The following is a 13,705-nucleotide window of genomic DNA, read 5'->3' as shown; positions in this document are numbered from 1 at the left end:
CTTTCCGGAGTGTGCCGGATGCTAGCGAGGTGTCTTGGCCATGTCAACGAGATCGACGCCGGGGTGCGGGAGCGACGGTGTGCCGACGCTGCTCCCGCAACCGGTCCGATCAGCGCACGAGACAGGGACGTTTGGCGTCGAAGGCCCAGTCCTTGACCAGGTACCGCATCCCCACGGCGTCGTCCCGACCCGCCGAGGCGACCTTCTCGTGCAGTTCCTGCGCCGCGAGCAGCCGATCCATGTCCAGTCGGACCCCGAGGCCGGGCGCGTTGGGGACGGCGACCTCGCCGCCGACGATCCGCGGGGGTTCGACGGTGAGCCGCTCCATGCCCTCCTGCCAGATCCAGTGGGTGTCGAGGGCGTTGTACTCGCCCGGGGCGGCGGCACCGCAGTGGGTCATCATCGCGAGCGAGATGTCGAAGTGGTTGTTGGAGTGGCAGCCCCAGGTCAACCCCATGGCGTGGCACAACTGGGCGACCCGGACCGAGCCCTGCATGGTCCAGAAATGCGGGTCGGCGAGCGGGATCGACACCGACTGGAGGGCCAGCGCGTGGGTCAACTGCCGCCAGTCCGTGGCGATCATGTTGGTGGCGGTGGGCAGCCCGGTGGCGCGGCGGAACTCGGCGAGGATCTCCCGGCCCGAGTAACCGCCTTCGGCACCGCAGGGATCCTCGGCGTAGGCGAGCGTGCCGACGAGCGGACGGCAGAGCTCGACCGCCTCGCGCAGGGACCAGGCGCCGTTCGGGTCAAGGGTGATCCGCGCGTCGGGGAACCGCTCCTTGAGGGCACGTACGGCCTCCACCTCCTCGTCGCCCGCCAGGACACCGCCCTTCAGCTTGAAGTCACGGAAGCCGTAGTGGTCGTAGGCGGCCTCGGCCTGCCGGACGATCGCCTCGGGGGTCAGCGCCTCCTCGCGCCGCACGCGGTACCACTCGACGTCCGCGCCGGCTTCACGGACGTAGTCGAGGTCGGTGCGGTCCGGATCGCCGACGTAGAAGAGATAGCCAAGCACCCTTACGGCTGCGCGCTGTTGGCCATCCCCCAGCAAGGCGGCGACGGGGACGTCGAGGTGCTGGCCGAGCAGATCCAGCAGCGCCGACTCGACGGCGGTGACCGCGTGCACGGTGGTGCGGAGATCGAAGGTCTGGGCGCCGCGGCCGCCCGAGTCGCGGTCGGCGAAGGTGTCGTGGATCGCCCTCAGCACACGCTTGTAGTCGCCGACGCGGGCACCGACGACCAGGGCCTCGGCATCGCGGAGGGTCTGGGTGATGCGGGCGCCGCCCGGCACCTCACCGAGGCCGGTACGTCCCTCGGAGTCCTCTAGGACGACGACGTTGCGGGTGAAGAAGGGGGCGTGGGCGCCGGAGAGATTGAGGAGCATGGAGTCCCGGCCGGCCACCGGGTGGACGGAGAACTTCGTGACGACGGGCTGGCTCATTGCGGGGCGGTGTCCTTCCGATGGATCGGGGGGAGGTCAGAGGCGGAGGGCGTCGGACACTGGGCGTCAGACATTGAGGGCGTCCAGCACCTGTTCCAGGACCAGCACACCGCCGAGGCCCAGGATCGCGAGGACGGTGGTGTAGGTGGTACGCGCCTTGATCGCGTCGATGACGGACAGGTTGAAGTACTCCTTGAACATCCAGAATCCCGGGTCGTTGACGTGCGAGAACGCGATCGACCCGCAGGAGACGGCGAGCACCATGACCTCGGCGTGGACCCCGCCGCCCGCGAGCAGCGGCAGTGCCACGCCGGAGGCGGTGACGACGGCGACGGTCGCGGAGCCGAGAGCGATGCGCAGGATGGCCGCGATCAGCCAGGCCAGGATGACCGGGGAGACGGACCAGCCGTCGGTCGCGTCCTTGATGTAGTCGGATATACCGCCCTCGACCAGGACGTTCTTGAAGGCGCCGCCCGCCCCGATGACGAGCAGGATCATCGCCATCGCCTGGGCGGCCTCCTTGCACGAGGTGCTGACCTCCGCGAGGCTGCGCCCCATCCGCGGCCCGAACACCCACACGGCGACGAGCAGGGTGAGCAGCAGGGCGATGGGCGCGGAGCCGATGAACGCGACGAAGTGCAGTCCAGCACTGTCCCCCGAGGTGGCGAGGTCGGTCACCGCGGCGCCGGCGATCAGAACGACGGGCAGCAGGGCCACCGCGAGCGACCAGCCCATGCCGGGCATGTCCTCCTCCTCGAAGATCCGTTCACTGACCAGGCCCTTGGGGATCTCGGGGTTCATCCGCCGGACGAACGGCAGGCGCGGCCACAGCAGCGCGATGAACGCGCCGACCGGGACGGCGATGAACAGGCCGTAGAACAGGGTGAGTCCGACGGAGGCGTGGAAGGTGGCCGCGACGGCCGTGGGGCCCGGGTGGGGAGGCAGGAAGCTGTGCATGGTGGACAGGGCGATCGACATCGGCAGGCCCACCCAGAGCAGGTTGGCCCGCGTGACCCGGACGAGCGTGAAGGCGACCGGCACGATGATGACGAAGGCCACCTCGTAGAACATGGTCACGCCGATCAGCATCGCGGAGAGCACCATGGCCACCTGCACCCAGCGCGGGCCGCACACGTCGAGGAGCCGGCCGGCGATCCGTTGGGCGGCGCCGGAGTCCCCCATCACCCGGCCCACCATGGCGCCGAGCCCGATGGTGAGCATGGTGTCGCCGATCTGGTCCCCGATCCCCTCGGAGAGGACGTCCGGGATGTCCTCCAGGCCGATGCCCTGGACCAGTGCGACCCCCACGGCGACCAGGAGGAGGGCGGCGAAGCCGTTCAGTCTCAGCTTCGTCATCAGAATGAGCAGGACGAGGACGCTGATCCCGACCACGACGAGCGGCATGTGTCAGTTCTCCCTTGAACTGGCGGTGCGATGAGGCGAGTTCACCGGAGCACCCGAACAAGCCACTGGGAAGTCACACGGCTGAACACTATCCTCATACAAAAACATCGTCTACATATGAGGACGGAGGCTAGATGGATGGATCACCGACGGTCAATGGGTCAGCGGGAATCGCCTTGCGATCGCCCCATGTCGCAGCCCCGGCGCACACCCGAGGTCAAGTCGGCGGTCGACACCGTGACGATGTACGAACCGCTCGCCGCACGGCGATGGCGACTTGCCGCCCCGGATGCGGGGCCACCCCGGATGCGGGGGGCTCGGGCTCGCCTCCATCACCCACACCCCCACCCGCCCCCATGGTCGGCGACCACTTCAGCGTGCTGTACCCGGGCACCAGGCAACCGTCCGCCGTCCGCGACCGGATCGCCCTGGACGAATGCACCGACCACGTGGCAAGCGGCACCGAACCCGCCGCTCTCAAGCACGAGTTGGCACAGGTCCGCGGCATCGGCACCGCAGCACTTCCCGAGGATGTCGATCCGACCGTGGCGATCGACGGCAAGGCCGCAGTGCCATGACGCAGGCGAAGTGGAAGGGAGAGACGCATCAGCAGGTGGGCTCCCGACCGCTCTTCCCGGCCCAGCAGTGGGTGTCCAGGGCCGCATCCCCGGATATGGACACGGGCACGGACATGGACATGGACACCCAGGATCGCCACCCCCCTACTCCCCCGTCGGCTGAACCCCCCGGCTCTTCCTGACGAGTCGAAGCCCGGCGACGATCCGGTACATGCCGTACGCCAAGGGGCTCCACACCACGGCGTACACGCCCCCGGCCCGGACCTGCCCGAACGTGACGACGGCGACGAGCAGCCCCCGATGCACCAGGCCGCGCCGAACTCGATCGAGCGCCTGCCCCTCGTCTCCTCTGTCGTCTCCTCCGCGACCCGTCGCTCCGGGCACACGATGCTGGGCGCGGCGGACGAACGCCCGCGCGGTCGGGCACCGTTGGCCGTCAATCCGGTTCCCGAGTCGATGGTGCCCGGGCCGGTCGGACGGTCCCCCGCGCCATCCGACCGGCCGTCGGTTGTGCCAGCGGGACGCTATCGGCGCGCCACCGGCGCCGTCTTGGAAGAATCTGCACTCCCGGAGAGGGCCACCGCCCCCTCCACCCGACGTGAGGCCACCATCTGTCCGGGCGTGGTCCCGGCGATGGCCCGGAACTCCCGGTTGAGGTGGGCCTGGTCGTAGAACCCGCAGGCCATGGAGATCTCGGCGAGGCTCGCCGCCCCGCGACCCAGCAGCGCCACGGCGCGCCGGAAGCGCAGCACCCGGGCGGACGCCTTGGGGGTGAGCCCCACCTGCTGGGTGAACCGACGGGTCAAGTACCCCTGGCTCCAGCCCACTTCATCGGCGATCCGGGCGATCGGGAGCGCGCCCGCGCTGCCGGCGAGCAGTTGCCAGGCGTGTCCCACCTCGGGCGCGGGGCGCGGACCGTGTTCGAGCCGGGCGAGCAGCGCCGCGTCGAGCAGGTCGAACCTGGCGGCCCAGTCCGGTGTCGCCGCCATCCGCTCCACCAGACAGCCGGCGTCGGGCCCCAGGACGTCCCGGATCTCGACGGTCAGGTTCGTCAGCTCGCTCATCGGCATGCCGAACAGCCGGTAGGCGCCCAGGGGCGTGAACTCCACCCGGATCGCCTCCTGGCCACCGGGATGCGTACAGATCGCGGGCCGGTCCTCCAGCCCCACCACCAGCGACCCGATGCTCCCGCTTCCCCCGCCCCGCACGCCCAGCCGCCGCACCTGCGTGAACGGCTCCGCCAGGCTGATCAACAAGGTCGCGCGCCCGGTCGGCACCAGCCGGGCCTCGTACGGTGTGGCCACCGCCTCCCAGTAACCGACGTAACTACGCAGGTACGGCCGTAACCCCGGATGCCAGGGCCTGGTCACCCGCCACAACCCTCCGAGCCGTGCGACCTCGACCGCACCGACGACACCGATCGCACCGGCCGTCCCCGCGCGCGTCCGTGCCCCCGCCGTGCCGTCACGTGCGCCGAGAACCACTTGAAGCGCTCCTTCCACCCCGAGGAACCGAAGGAACCAGAGGAACCGGAGAACCGGAGGCACCGGAGGCACCGGAGGAACCCGAGAACCGGAGGAACCGGAGAAGCTGACGGAATCAACGCCAGCCGCCCGACGGCTCCATCACGTCAAGCATCCACCGCCCCCGCCCCCGACTCACCCGTAGGCAGGTGAAGTTGGCATGCAGAAGCGTGCAGATCCGATGGCGACGCCCCTGGCGCCCCTCCACCGCTCACCCGAACACTCTTGCCCACAATCGAGCACGCGCCTACGCTGACTTTGTGCCGCTAATAAACAAAACGCGAACACGTACCGCCGGGCCGGACAACTCCCTCACCCGACTCCGTATCGTCCTCACCGTCTTCTTCGCCCTCGACGGCTTCGTCTTCGCCGGGTGGGTCGTCCGTATCCCCGCGATCAAGGAGCAGACCGGCGCCTCCGCCAGCGCCCTCGGTCTCGCTCTCCTCGGTGTCTCGGCCGGCGCGGTGATCACCATGATGCTCACGGGACGGCTGTGCCGCCGTTACGGCACCCACCGGGTCACCGTGGTCTGTGCCGTCCTGCTCTCCCTGAGCGTCGCCCTGCCACCCCTCACCCACTCGGCGCCGGCCCTCGGTGCCGTACTGCTGGTCTTCGGGGCCGCGTACGGCAGCATCAACGTCGCGTTCAACAGTGCCGCCGTCGATCTCGTGGGCGCGCTGCGGCGGCCGATCATGCCGAGCTTCCACGCCGCCTTCAGCCTGGGCGGCATGCTCGGCGCCGGGCTCGGCGGGCTGGTCGCCGGAGCCCTGTCGCCCACGCAGCACCTCCTCGGGCTCACCGTGACCGGCCTGCTCGTCACCGCCGTAGCGGGCCGGACCCTCCTGCGCATCCGGCCCCCGGCACCCGCCGAGGACGCACCGCGCCACGGGTCCGCACCCCACCCCCGGGACACCGCCCCCACCCGTACCCGCGGCCTGGTCGTCACCTTCGGCCTGATCGCCCTGTGCACGGCCTACGGCGAGGGCGCCCTGGCCGACTGGAGCGCACTGCATCTGGAGCACGACCTGGACGCCGCACCCGGCGTCGCGGCGGTCGGTTACTCGTGTTTCGCGCTGGCCATGACCATCGGCCGGCTGACCGGCACCAAGCTGCTCGAACGACTGGGTCAGACCCGCACGCTCGTGGGCGGCGGCACCACCGCCGCGCTCGGCATGCTGCTCGGTGCCCTCGCGCCCAACGTCTGGGCGGCCCTGCTCGGCTTCATGGTCACGGGGCTCGGTCTGGCCAATCTCTTCCCCGTCGCCGTCGAGCGGGCGGGCCGGCTGGCCGGGCCCGACGGCGTAGCCATCGCCTCCACCCTGGGTTACGGCGGCATGCTCCTCGGGCCGCCGGCCATCGGCTTCATGGCCGACTGGTTCTCCCTGCCGGTCGCCCTCACCAGCGTCGCGGCACTCGCCGCGATCGCCGCGGTCATCGCGGCGCTGACCCGACGCGCGGCGGCGGCCTGAGCACGCCCCGGCGCCGTACGCACACTGCCGCGCCCGTCCGCCGCCCAGCACCCGGCTCCCCCTCGCCCCGGGGCCGTCGGATCACTGAGGCGCCTTCCGGATCACTCCGGATGGGCCACCGCCTCCTTCTGCAACTGCACGGCGGCCAGCAGGCTCAGCTTCGGCTCCGCCTTGCGCAGAGCCCGCACCGCCGCGACCGAGGTGAGGTCACCCGTGAAGCCGACGGCGGCCAGCCGGGCGCGGACCCAGCGGGCGCGCAGCTCCGCCTCGGTGGCGGCGGCGGTGGACTCGACGAGGGCCACGGCACGTTCCAGCCCGGGGCGTTCCTCGGGCGGGGCCTCGGCCAGCGCCTGGCGCAGGGCTGCTCCGACGACATCCGCGTCCCGGACGAGCAGCACGAAGTTGTGTTTCTTGTTCAGTCCCGCGATTCCCGACATGCGGATCATCGTGACGGCAGGGTTCCGTCCGCGCCAAGCGACTTGAGGAGCCTCAGAGGCTCCGCTCGCCGCTAGAAGGCTCGCCGCTCAGCCGAGCTTCTTCAGTAGTTCGGCGGCGAGCGGCGCGGAGGACGCCGGGTTCTGTCCGGTCACCAGGTTGCCGTCGACGATCACGTGCGGGGCCCACGGCTCGGCCGCCTCGACCTGGACTCCGGCCTCGGTGAGCCGGTCCTGGAGCAGCCACCTGGCCTTGTCGGCGAGGCCCGCCTGGGTCTCCTCGGCGTTGGTGAAGGCGGCCACCCGGCGCCCGGCGAACGCGTTGGAGCCGTCCGCCTTGGTGGCGGCGAGCAGCGCGGCCGGGGCGTGGCAGACCACCCCGAGGGGCTTGCCGCTCTCCAGGGCGCGGGTGAGCAGTCGGCCGGAGTCCGCGTCGACCGCGAGGTCCTCCATCGGCCCGTGGCCGCCGGGGTAGAACACCGCCGCGTAGTCGTCGAGGTCGACCTCGTCCAGCCGTACCGGGGTCTGGAGTTCGGGGGCCGAGGCGAGCACCCCGGCGATGCGGTCGGCGTTCTCCTGCCCGCCGTTGACCTCGGCGGCGAGGCTGCCCTTGTCCACGGTCGGCACGACACCGCCCGGGGTGGCCACGACGATCTCGTGGCCGGCGGCCTTGAAGGCCTCGTACGGGGCGACGGCCTCCTCGGCCCAGAAGCCGGTGGGGTGCTGGGTGCCGTCGGCCAGGGTCCAGTGGTCGGCACCGGTCATCACAAAGAGGATCTTCGACATGGTGAAACCGTAGCCCCGCCCTCCCATAGAAATCCAATAGGCTCGTCCATGTGAGAGATAGGAACACCAATGGCTCCGAGGATCCGGGGCGGACCGTCGGAGCACCGCTGGACCTGAACCTGCTGCGCACGTTCCTGACCGTGTACCGCACCGGCTCCTTCACCGCCGCCGCCCGTCTCCTCGGTCTGTCCCAGCCCACGGTGACCACCCAGATCCGTGCGCTGGAACGGCAGTTGGACCGTGAGCTGTTCGAGCGCCGGGCGCGGGGCGTGACCCCGGCGCCGTACGCGGACGAGCTCGCGGCCCGGATCGTGCAGCCCCTGGACTCGCTGGCCGCGGTGGCGGGGCCGGCCGGGAGCGCGGAGGACGGGCCGGTCGAGCCGGTGCATCTCGCCGGGCCGGCGGAGCTGCTGTCCCGGTGCGTCCTGCCCGGTCTGGCGCCTCTGGTGGACCAAGGGGTACGACTGCGTGTGACGCCGGGTCTGACCGAGCCGCTCCTGGACGACCTGCGGGCGGGGCGCCACGACCTGGTGATCGCCACGTTCCGGCCGCGCGGCCGCACACTCACGGCCGTGCCGCTCAACGACGAGGAGTTCGTGCTGGTCACCTCTCCCGCCTGGGCCGGGCGGCTCGGCGCGCCGGAACACCTCGCGGCCGCGCTGCACGGCGTCCCGCTCGTCGCCTACGCCGAGGACCTGCCCATCGTGCGCCGCTACTGGCGGCACGTCTTCGGTAGACGGCTGGTACGCCGGCCCGCCCTCACCGTGCCCGACCTGAACGCCGTCAAGGCCGCGGTGGTCGGCGGGGCCGGGTTCACCGTGCTCCCCCGCTACCTGTGCGCCGAAGAGCTGGCGTCGGGCGCGCTGGTCCTGCTCCACGACCCCGACGACCCACCCATCAACACGGGCTTCCTGGTACAACGCCCCGGCACCTCCGGCAACCCCCACGTGACACTGCTCCGCGACCACCTCCTACGAGCGGCCCGCGACTGGTGACCCGACGGGGTTCGATGGGCCGCCCACGAATCCACGGCCAGGCCGAATTCCAGTCCGCGGGCAGCCGGGCACGGGCCCGGTCACCCACACCTCCCGCGGACCCTCCCCAGCGACCAAAACCGCCGCCTCACCCCCCGGCCACCGTCAGGCACACTCCTCCCATGGAGACAGCCGAGTTCATCCGGATCCTGGATCACGAGGGCCAGTTGCTCGCGTCGGCCGCCGAGCAGGCGGGCACCGACGCCAAGGTGCCGACCTGCCCGCGGTGGCAGGTGCGGGACCTGCTGCGGCACACGGGCACGGTGCACCGCTGGGCGACGGCGTTCGTGGCCGAGGAGGAGCCCGACTTCCGCCCCATGGGCGAGGAACCGGCTCTCGACGGGGCCGAGTTGCTGACCTGGTTCCGCACCGGCCACCGCCTCCTCGTCGACACGCTGGGTTCCGCCGCGCCCGACGTCCGCTGCTGGCACTTCCTCCCCGCCCCCGCACCGCTCGCCTTCTGGGCCCGGCGGCAGGCGCACGAGACGACCGTGCACCGCTTCGACGCGGAGGCGGCGCGCGGCGGCACCCCCGACGAGATCGGCCGGGACTTCGCGGCCGACGGCATCGACGAGTTGCTGCGCGGTTTCCACGCCCGCGCGAAGAGCCGGGTCCGCAGCGCCGAGCCCCGGGTGCTGCGGGTGCGGGCGAGCGACACGGACGGCGCCGTGTGGACCGTACGCCTGACCGGGGAGCCGCCCGTCACCGAGCGCGGCGAGGCGGGGGACGCCGACTGCGAGGTGTCCGGGCCCGCCGCCGGGCTGTACCTGGCGCTGTGGAACAGGCTGCCCTTCCCGCGGGTGACCGGGGACGCGTCGGTCGCCGCGCTGTGGCGGGAGAAGTCGGCCGTGGGCTAGGAGGAGGTCTCCAACATCCTGGTGAGGACCGCGCGTTGCACCGGCAGGGCGTCACGGTGCAGCGCGCGGCCCTTGGCCGTGAGCGACACCGTGACGCCCCGCCGGTCCTCGGCACACATCCCGCGCTCGACGAGTCCGTCCTTCTCCAGCCGGGCGATCAGACGAGACAGCGCGCTCTGGCTCAGATGGACCCGCTCGGAGATCTCCTGCACGCGGTAGGCGCAGCCGCCGTCCGCCAGGACGTCCAGAACCTCGAAGTCGCTGCCGCACAGGCCGTGTTGCTGAAGAGCGCGGTCCAGTTCGCACTGCGTGCGCGCGTGCAGCGCCAGGATGTCCCGCCACTGCTCAGCCAGCGCCTGCTCGGGCCTCTTCGCCACCATGCGCGGCACCGTAGCAGAGAAGACGAATTATTGCATCGGAATTAAATGCGCTTGCATTCGATGCATGCGCATGTAGTGTCTTCCGCATGACCTCTTCGCTCACCACGACCGCGGACGCGACCTCGGCGGTCCGCTGGACACCCAGGCTCTGGGGCACCCTGCTGGTGCTGTGCGCCGCGATGTTCCTGGACGCCCTGGACGTGTCGATGGTCGGCGTCGCACTCCCGTCCATCGGCGCCGACCTGGGCCTTTCCACCTCGACGCTGCAATGGATCGTCAGCGGCTACATCCTCGGCTACGGCGGCCTCCTGCTCCTGGGCGGCCGGGCCGCCGACCTGCTGGGCCGGCGCCAGGTCTTCCTGGTGGCCCTCGGCGTCTTCGCGGTCGCCTCGCTCCTGGGCGGCCTCGTCGACTCGGGCCCGCTGCTGATCGCCAGCCGCTTCATCAAGGGCCTCAGCGCCGCCTTCACCGCGCCCGCGGGCCTGTCCATCATCACCACGACGTTCCCGGAGGGCCCGCTGCGCAACCGCGCGCTCTCCATCTACACCACCTGCGCCGCCACCGGCTTCTCCATGGGCCTGGTGCTGTCCGGCCTGCTCACCGAGGCCAGTTGGCGGCTGACCATGCTGCTGCCCGCGCCCATCGCGCTGGCCGCCCTGATCGCGGGCCTGAAGCTGCTGCCGCGCAGCGCCCGCGAGAAGGACCACAACGGCTACGACATCCCCGGCGCCGTCCTCGGCACCGCCTCGATGCTGCTGCTGGTCTTCACCGTCGTCCAGGCTCCCGAGTCCGGCTGGGCCTCGGCCCGCACGCTGCTGTCCTTCCTCGCCGTGGCCGTCCTGCTGAGCGTGTTCGTCCTGGTCGAGCGGCGCTCGCCCGGCCCGCTGATCCGGCTCGGCGTGCTGCGCTCCGGCACCCAGATCCGGGCCCAACTGGGCGCCATGGCCTTCTTCGGCTCCTACGTCGGCTTCCAGTTCCTCGTGACGCTGTACATGCAGTCGCTGCTCGGCTGGTCGGCGCTGCACACCGCGCTCGCCTTCCTGCCCGCGGGCGCGCTGGTGGCGGTGTCCTCGACCAAGGTCGGCTCGATCGTGGACCGGTTCGGAACCCACCGGCTGATCCCGGCGGGCTTCGCGCTGATGGTCGTCGGGTACGCGCTCTTCCTGGGGATCGACCTCAACCCCGTGTACGCGGCCGCGATCCTGCCGTCCATGCTGCTCATCGGCGCCGCGTGTGCGCTGGTCTTCCCCTCGCTCAACATCCAGGCCACCAACGGGGTCGAGGACCACGAGCAGGGCATGGTCTCCGGGCTGCTCAACACCTCGGTGCAGGTCGGCGGCGCGATCTTCCTGGCCGTCGTGACCGCCGTGGTGACCGCGGGCGCACCCGAGAACGCCACTCCGCAGGCCGTCCTCGACAGCTACCGCCCCGGCCTGATCGTGGTCACCGCGATCGCCGCGGCCGGGCTGCTGATCACCCTCACGGGAGCACGCACCCCGCGTCGGCCGCAGCAGTCCGTCGTCGTCGCCAAGTCCACCGCGCGGGAGGCGGAGCGCGTCGCCGTACGCGACTAGGGGGACGCCTCCGACACCGTGTGCCCGGCGGAGCCCGCTTGCTCCGCCGGGCGCACGGCTGTGAGACTCGGAGGATGGAGACGTACGGGGGACGCCGGAACCAGGCGGAGCGGGACGCGGTCACCGTCGAGACCGGATACGCGCTGTGCAGTGCGCTGTTCGCGGCGGCGGTGCTGTTCGGGGCGGTGGCGGGACCGGCGCTGTTGTTCGAACTGCCGGACACCGTCGAGAAGTTGCTGCTCCGCGCCGGGCTGGCGATCGCTCCCGTGGTCTTCGTCGCCCGGGTGGTCAGCGTGCTGGTGCGCTTCCGGCGGGAGCGTCCTCAGCCCAGCCAGCCGGGTCGCACCAACCCCGACTCGTAGGCCAGCACCACCAGTTGGGCGCGGTCCCGGGCGCCGAGCTTGACCATCGTGCGGCTGACGTGGGTCTTGGCGGTGAGCGGGCTGACGACCAGGCGCCGGGCGATCTCCTCGTTGGACAGCCCGATGCCGACCAGGGCCATCACCTCCCGTTCCCGCTCGGTGAGTCCGGCGAGGACGTCCGCGGCCGCGGGCTCCTTGGAGCGGGCCGCGAACTCGGCGATGAGACGGCGGGTCACGCCCGGCGACAGGAGCGCGTCACCGTCGACCACCGCCCTCACGGCACGCAGCAGTTCCTCGGGGTCGGTGTCCTTGACCAGGAAACCGGAGGCACCGGAGCGGATCGCCTCGAAGACGTACTCGTCGAGCTCGAAGGTGGTGAGCATGACCACCTTGACGTCCCGCAGGGCGGTGTCCTCGGTGATGCGCCGGGTCGCGGCAAGTCCGTCGAGGAGCGGCATGCGAATGTCCATCAGGACGATGTCCGGCCGCAGTTCGCGCACCTCGCGCACCGCCTCCTCGCCGTCGGAGGCCTCCCCGGCCACCTCGATGTCCGGCTGCGCGTCGAGCAGGGCCCGGAAACCGGCCCGCACGAGCGACTGGTCGTCGGCGAGCAGTACGCGGATCACCGGTCGTCCTCCTTGGCCTTCACCTTGAGCGGCAGTACGGCGAGCACCCGGAACCCGCCCTCGGGGCGCGGGCCCGCCTCGATCGTGCCACCGAGGGCCGCGGCCCGCTCCCGCATTCCGGCCAGGCCGTTGCCGCTGCCGCCCGCGTCCGCGCCGGTCGCGGGTCCGTCGTCGTCGATACGGAGCCGTAGCGCGTCCGCGTCGTGATCGAGCCGCACGCGCGCGTGCCGCGAGCCCGAGTGCCGTACGACGTTGGTGAGCGCCTCCTGCACGATCCGGAAGGCGGCGAGGTCCGCGCCGGGCGGCAGGGTCGGCGCCGTGCCCGCCACCTCGACCGTGAGGCCCGCGCCGGCCGCCTGGGACACCAGCTCGGGCAGCCGGTCGAGGCCCGGCGCGGGGGCGCGCGGCGCGTCCCCGGGGGTGCGCAGGGTGTCGAGCACCTGGCGGACCTCGCCGAGCGCCTCCTTGCTGGCGGCTTTGATGGTGGTCAGCGCGGTGCGCGCCTGGTCGGGGTCGGTGTCGAGGAGGGCGAGACCGACCCCGGCCTGGACGTTGATGACGGAGATGCTGTGCGCGAGGACGTCGTGCAGTTCGCGGGCGATCCGCAGTCGCTCCGCGTCGGCGCGGCGCTGCGCGGTCCGGGCCCGCTCGGCGCGTTCCCGAGCCCACTGCTCGCGGCGGGTCCGGGCCAGCTCCGAGACGGCGACGATGGCGACGACCCAGGCGGCGATCACGCCCTCCTGCCCCCAGGGTGCGGCGGAGTCCCCGGACGGCGGCAGCCACCGGTAGAGCCAGTGGGCCACCAGAACGTGCCCGGCCCACAGCATCCCGAGCGCGGTCCAGGCGGCCCTGCGGTGTCCGGCCACCACGGCGCTGAAGCAGGCCAGGGCGACGCTGAGGAACACGGGCCCGTAGGGATACCCGGCGCCGAGGTAGAGCATCGCCGCAGCCGCCGTACCGAAGACGACGAGCACCGGCCGCCGGTGCCGCCACAGCAGCAGCCCGCAGCCGGCCACCAGCAGCGCCCGAGCGAACAGGTCGAGCTCGGCCCGCTCGCCGGCCTGCTGGTGGGCCGCGTAGTTGGATCCCCCGAGCACGAAGAACGTGAGGAGCAGGGTGGACGGCCACGGCCACCGGGCACCCCGTACGTCGCCGTCGGCACTCCGCCACCACGGCGGCCCGTGCCACCGCCACCGCGGCCGGCCTGCGCCGCGCCCGCCCCGCTCACCGTCCATGACAA

The 13,705-nt window shown here is 71.8% G+C and carries 14 protein-coding genes; 6 read left to right on the top strand and 8 right to left on the bottom strand.

The window, feature by feature from the left end; translation table 11 throughout:
- Positions 1 to 109: 109 nt before the first annotated feature.
- Both ACIQJT_RS10930 and ACIQJT_RS10925 read right to left on the bottom strand, forming a co-directional pair.
- Positions 110 to 1,438 (bottom strand): enolase C-terminal domain-like protein, encoded by a 1,329-nt coding sequence (locus tag ACIQJT_RS10930; RefSeq protein ID WP_402642013.1) that lies wholly within the window; start codon positions 1,436 to 1,438, stop codon positions 110 to 112.
- A 66-nt stretch (positions 1,439 to 1,504) separates the two neighbouring features.
- On the bottom strand, positions 1,505 to 2,842 hold the full coding sequence (locus tag ACIQJT_RS10925) for a gluconate:H+ symporter (protein WP_402642009.1): 1,338 nt from the start codon (positions 2,840 to 2,842) through the stop codon (positions 1,505 to 1,507).
- 356 nt (positions 2,843 to 3,198) lie between these two features.
- Here ACIQJT_RS10925 and ACIQJT_RS10920 point away from each other — a divergent pair, with 356 nt between their 5' ends.
- Positions 3,199 to 3,420, top strand: coding sequence for a hypothetical protein (locus ACIQJT_RS10920; RefSeq protein ID WP_402642006.1), 222 nt, complete (start codon positions 3,199 to 3,201; stop codon positions 3,418 to 3,420).
- A gap of 524 nt (positions 3,421 to 3,944) precedes the next feature.
- Here ACIQJT_RS10920 and ACIQJT_RS10915 read toward each other — a convergent pair.
- Positions 3,945 to 4,841: a helix-turn-helix domain-containing protein gene (locus tag ACIQJT_RS10915; protein WP_402642608.1), complete on the bottom strand. Its 897-nt coding sequence runs from the start codon at positions 4,839 to 4,841 to the stop codon at positions 3,945 to 3,947.
- 362 nt (positions 4,842 to 5,203) lie between these two features.
- Here ACIQJT_RS10915 and ACIQJT_RS10910 point away from each other — a divergent pair, with 362 nt between their 5' ends.
- Positions 5,204 to 6,412, top strand: coding sequence for an MFS transporter (locus ACIQJT_RS10910; RefSeq protein ID WP_402642004.1), 1,209 nt, complete (start codon positions 5,204 to 5,206; stop codon positions 6,410 to 6,412).
- A 101-nt stretch (positions 6,413 to 6,513) separates the two neighbouring features.
- Here the strand turns inward: ACIQJT_RS10910 and ACIQJT_RS10905 are convergent, their stop codons facing one another.
- Both ACIQJT_RS10905 and ACIQJT_RS10900 read right to left on the bottom strand, forming a co-directional pair.
- Positions 6,514 to 6,849 (bottom strand): hypothetical protein, encoded by a 336-nt coding sequence (locus ACIQJT_RS10905; RefSeq protein ID WP_365448958.1) that lies wholly within the window; start codon positions 6,847 to 6,849, stop codon positions 6,514 to 6,516.
- An 87-nt stretch (positions 6,850 to 6,936) separates the two neighbouring features.
- Positions 6,937 to 7,632 (bottom strand): type 1 glutamine amidotransferase domain-containing protein, encoded by a 696-nt coding sequence (locus ACIQJT_RS10900; RefSeq protein WP_402642001.1) that lies wholly within the window; start codon positions 7,630 to 7,632, stop codon positions 6,937 to 6,939.
- Between the two features lie 50 nt (positions 7,633 to 7,682).
- Between ACIQJT_RS10900 and ACIQJT_RS10895 the strand changes: the two genes are divergently transcribed.
- Together ACIQJT_RS10895 and ACIQJT_RS10890 are read left to right on the top strand one after the other, a co-directional pair.
- Positions 7,683 to 8,627: a LysR family transcriptional regulator gene (locus ACIQJT_RS10895; RefSeq protein ID WP_402641999.1), complete on the top strand. Its 945-nt coding sequence runs from the start codon at positions 7,683 to 7,685 to the stop codon at positions 8,625 to 8,627.
- A gap of 161 nt (positions 8,628 to 8,788) precedes the next feature.
- Positions 8,789 to 9,523, top strand: a complete 735-nt coding sequence (locus tag ACIQJT_RS10890) for a maleylpyruvate isomerase family mycothiol-dependent enzyme (protein ID WP_402641996.1) — start codon at positions 8,789 to 8,791, stop codon at positions 9,521 to 9,523.
- Here the strand turns inward: ACIQJT_RS10890 and ACIQJT_RS10885 are convergent.
- Positions 9,520 to 9,903: a MarR family transcriptional regulator gene (locus ACIQJT_RS10885; RefSeq protein ID WP_365448951.1), complete on the bottom strand. Its 384-nt coding sequence runs from the start codon at positions 9,901 to 9,903 to the stop codon at positions 9,520 to 9,522. The genes ACIQJT_RS10890 and ACIQJT_RS10885 overlap by 4 nt on opposite strands.
- An 86-nt stretch (positions 9,904 to 9,989) precedes the next feature.
- Between ACIQJT_RS10885 and ACIQJT_RS10880 the strand changes: the two genes are divergently transcribed.
- Both ACIQJT_RS10880 and ACIQJT_RS10875 read left to right on the top strand, forming a co-directional pair.
- Entirely contained in the window at positions 9,990 to 11,477 is a 1,488-nt protein-coding gene (locus ACIQJT_RS10880) for an MFS transporter (protein WP_402641993.1), read from the top strand.
- A 74-nt stretch (positions 11,478 to 11,551) separates the two neighbouring features.
- Positions 11,552 to 11,839, top strand: coding sequence for a DUF6332 family protein (locus ACIQJT_RS10875; RefSeq protein WP_053851378.1), 288 nt, complete (start codon positions 11,552 to 11,554; stop codon positions 11,837 to 11,839).
- Here ACIQJT_RS10875 and ACIQJT_RS10870 read toward each other — a convergent pair.
- Complete coding sequence (locus tag ACIQJT_RS10870) at positions 11,800 to 12,465, bottom strand: response regulator (RefSeq protein ID WP_402641989.1); 666 nt, start codon at positions 12,463 to 12,465, stop codon at positions 11,800 to 11,802. The two genes, ACIQJT_RS10875 and ACIQJT_RS10870, sit on opposite strands and share 40 nt — an antisense overlap.
- Positions 12,462 to 13,700 (bottom strand): sensor histidine kinase, encoded by a 1,239-nt coding sequence (locus tag ACIQJT_RS10865; RefSeq protein ID WP_402641986.1) that lies wholly within the window; start codon positions 13,698 to 13,700, stop codon positions 12,462 to 12,464. Before ACIQJT_RS10865 ends, ACIQJT_RS10870 begins: the two co-directional genes overlap by 4 nt.
- Between the last annotated feature and the right edge of the window lie 5 nt (positions 13,701 to 13,705).

The organism is Streptomyces sp. NPDC091972 (genome assembly GCF_044756385.1).
In the GTDB taxonomy this organism is placed as follows: Bacteria; Actinomycetota; Actinomycetes; order Streptomycetales; family Streptomycetaceae; genus Streptomyces.
Note: the sequence above shows the minus strand (reverse complement) of the source record. Positions and strands in the feature narration are given on the sequence as shown.

Excerpts from the sequence above, each read along its gene's own strand:
- ACIQJT_RS10900 (WP_402642001.1), bottom strand. The coding sequence starts at position 7,632 with ATGTCGAAGATCCTCTTTGTGATGACCGGTGCCGACCACTGGACCCTG.
- ACIQJT_RS10905 (WP_365448958.1), bottom strand. The coding sequence starts at position 6,849 with ATGTCGGGAATCGCGGGACTGAACAAGAAACACAACTTCGTGCTGCTC.
- ACIQJT_RS10885 (WP_365448951.1), bottom strand. The coding sequence starts at position 9,903 with ATGGTGGCGAAGAGGCCCGAGCAGGCGCTGGCTGAGCAGTGGCGGGAC.
- ACIQJT_RS10865 (WP_402641986.1), bottom strand. The coding sequence starts at position 13,700 with ATGGACGGTGAGCGGGGCGGGCGCGGCGCAGGCCGGCCGCGGTGGCGG.
- ACIQJT_RS10925 (WP_402642009.1), bottom strand. The coding sequence starts at position 2,842 with ATGCCGCTCGTCGTGGTCGGGATCAGCGTCCTCGTCCTGCTCATTCTG.
- ACIQJT_RS10920 (WP_402642006.1), top strand. The coding sequence starts at position 3,199 with ATGGTCGGCGACCACTTCAGCGTGCTGTACCCGGGCACCAGGCAACCG.
- ACIQJT_RS10890 (WP_402641996.1), top strand. The coding sequence starts at position 8,789 with ATGGAGACAGCCGAGTTCATCCGGATCCTGGATCACGAGGGCCAGTTG.
- ACIQJT_RS10875 (WP_053851378.1), top strand. The coding sequence starts at position 11,552 with ATGGAGACGTACGGGGGACGCCGGAACCAGGCGGAGCGGGACGCGGTC.
- ACIQJT_RS10880 (WP_402641993.1), top strand. The coding sequence starts at position 9,990 with ATGACCTCTTCGCTCACCACGACCGCGGACGCGACCTCGGCGGTCCGC.
- ACIQJT_RS10930 (WP_402642013.1), bottom strand. The coding sequence starts at position 1,438 with ATGAGCCAGCCCGTCGTCACGAAGTTCTCCGTCCACCCGGTGGCCGGC.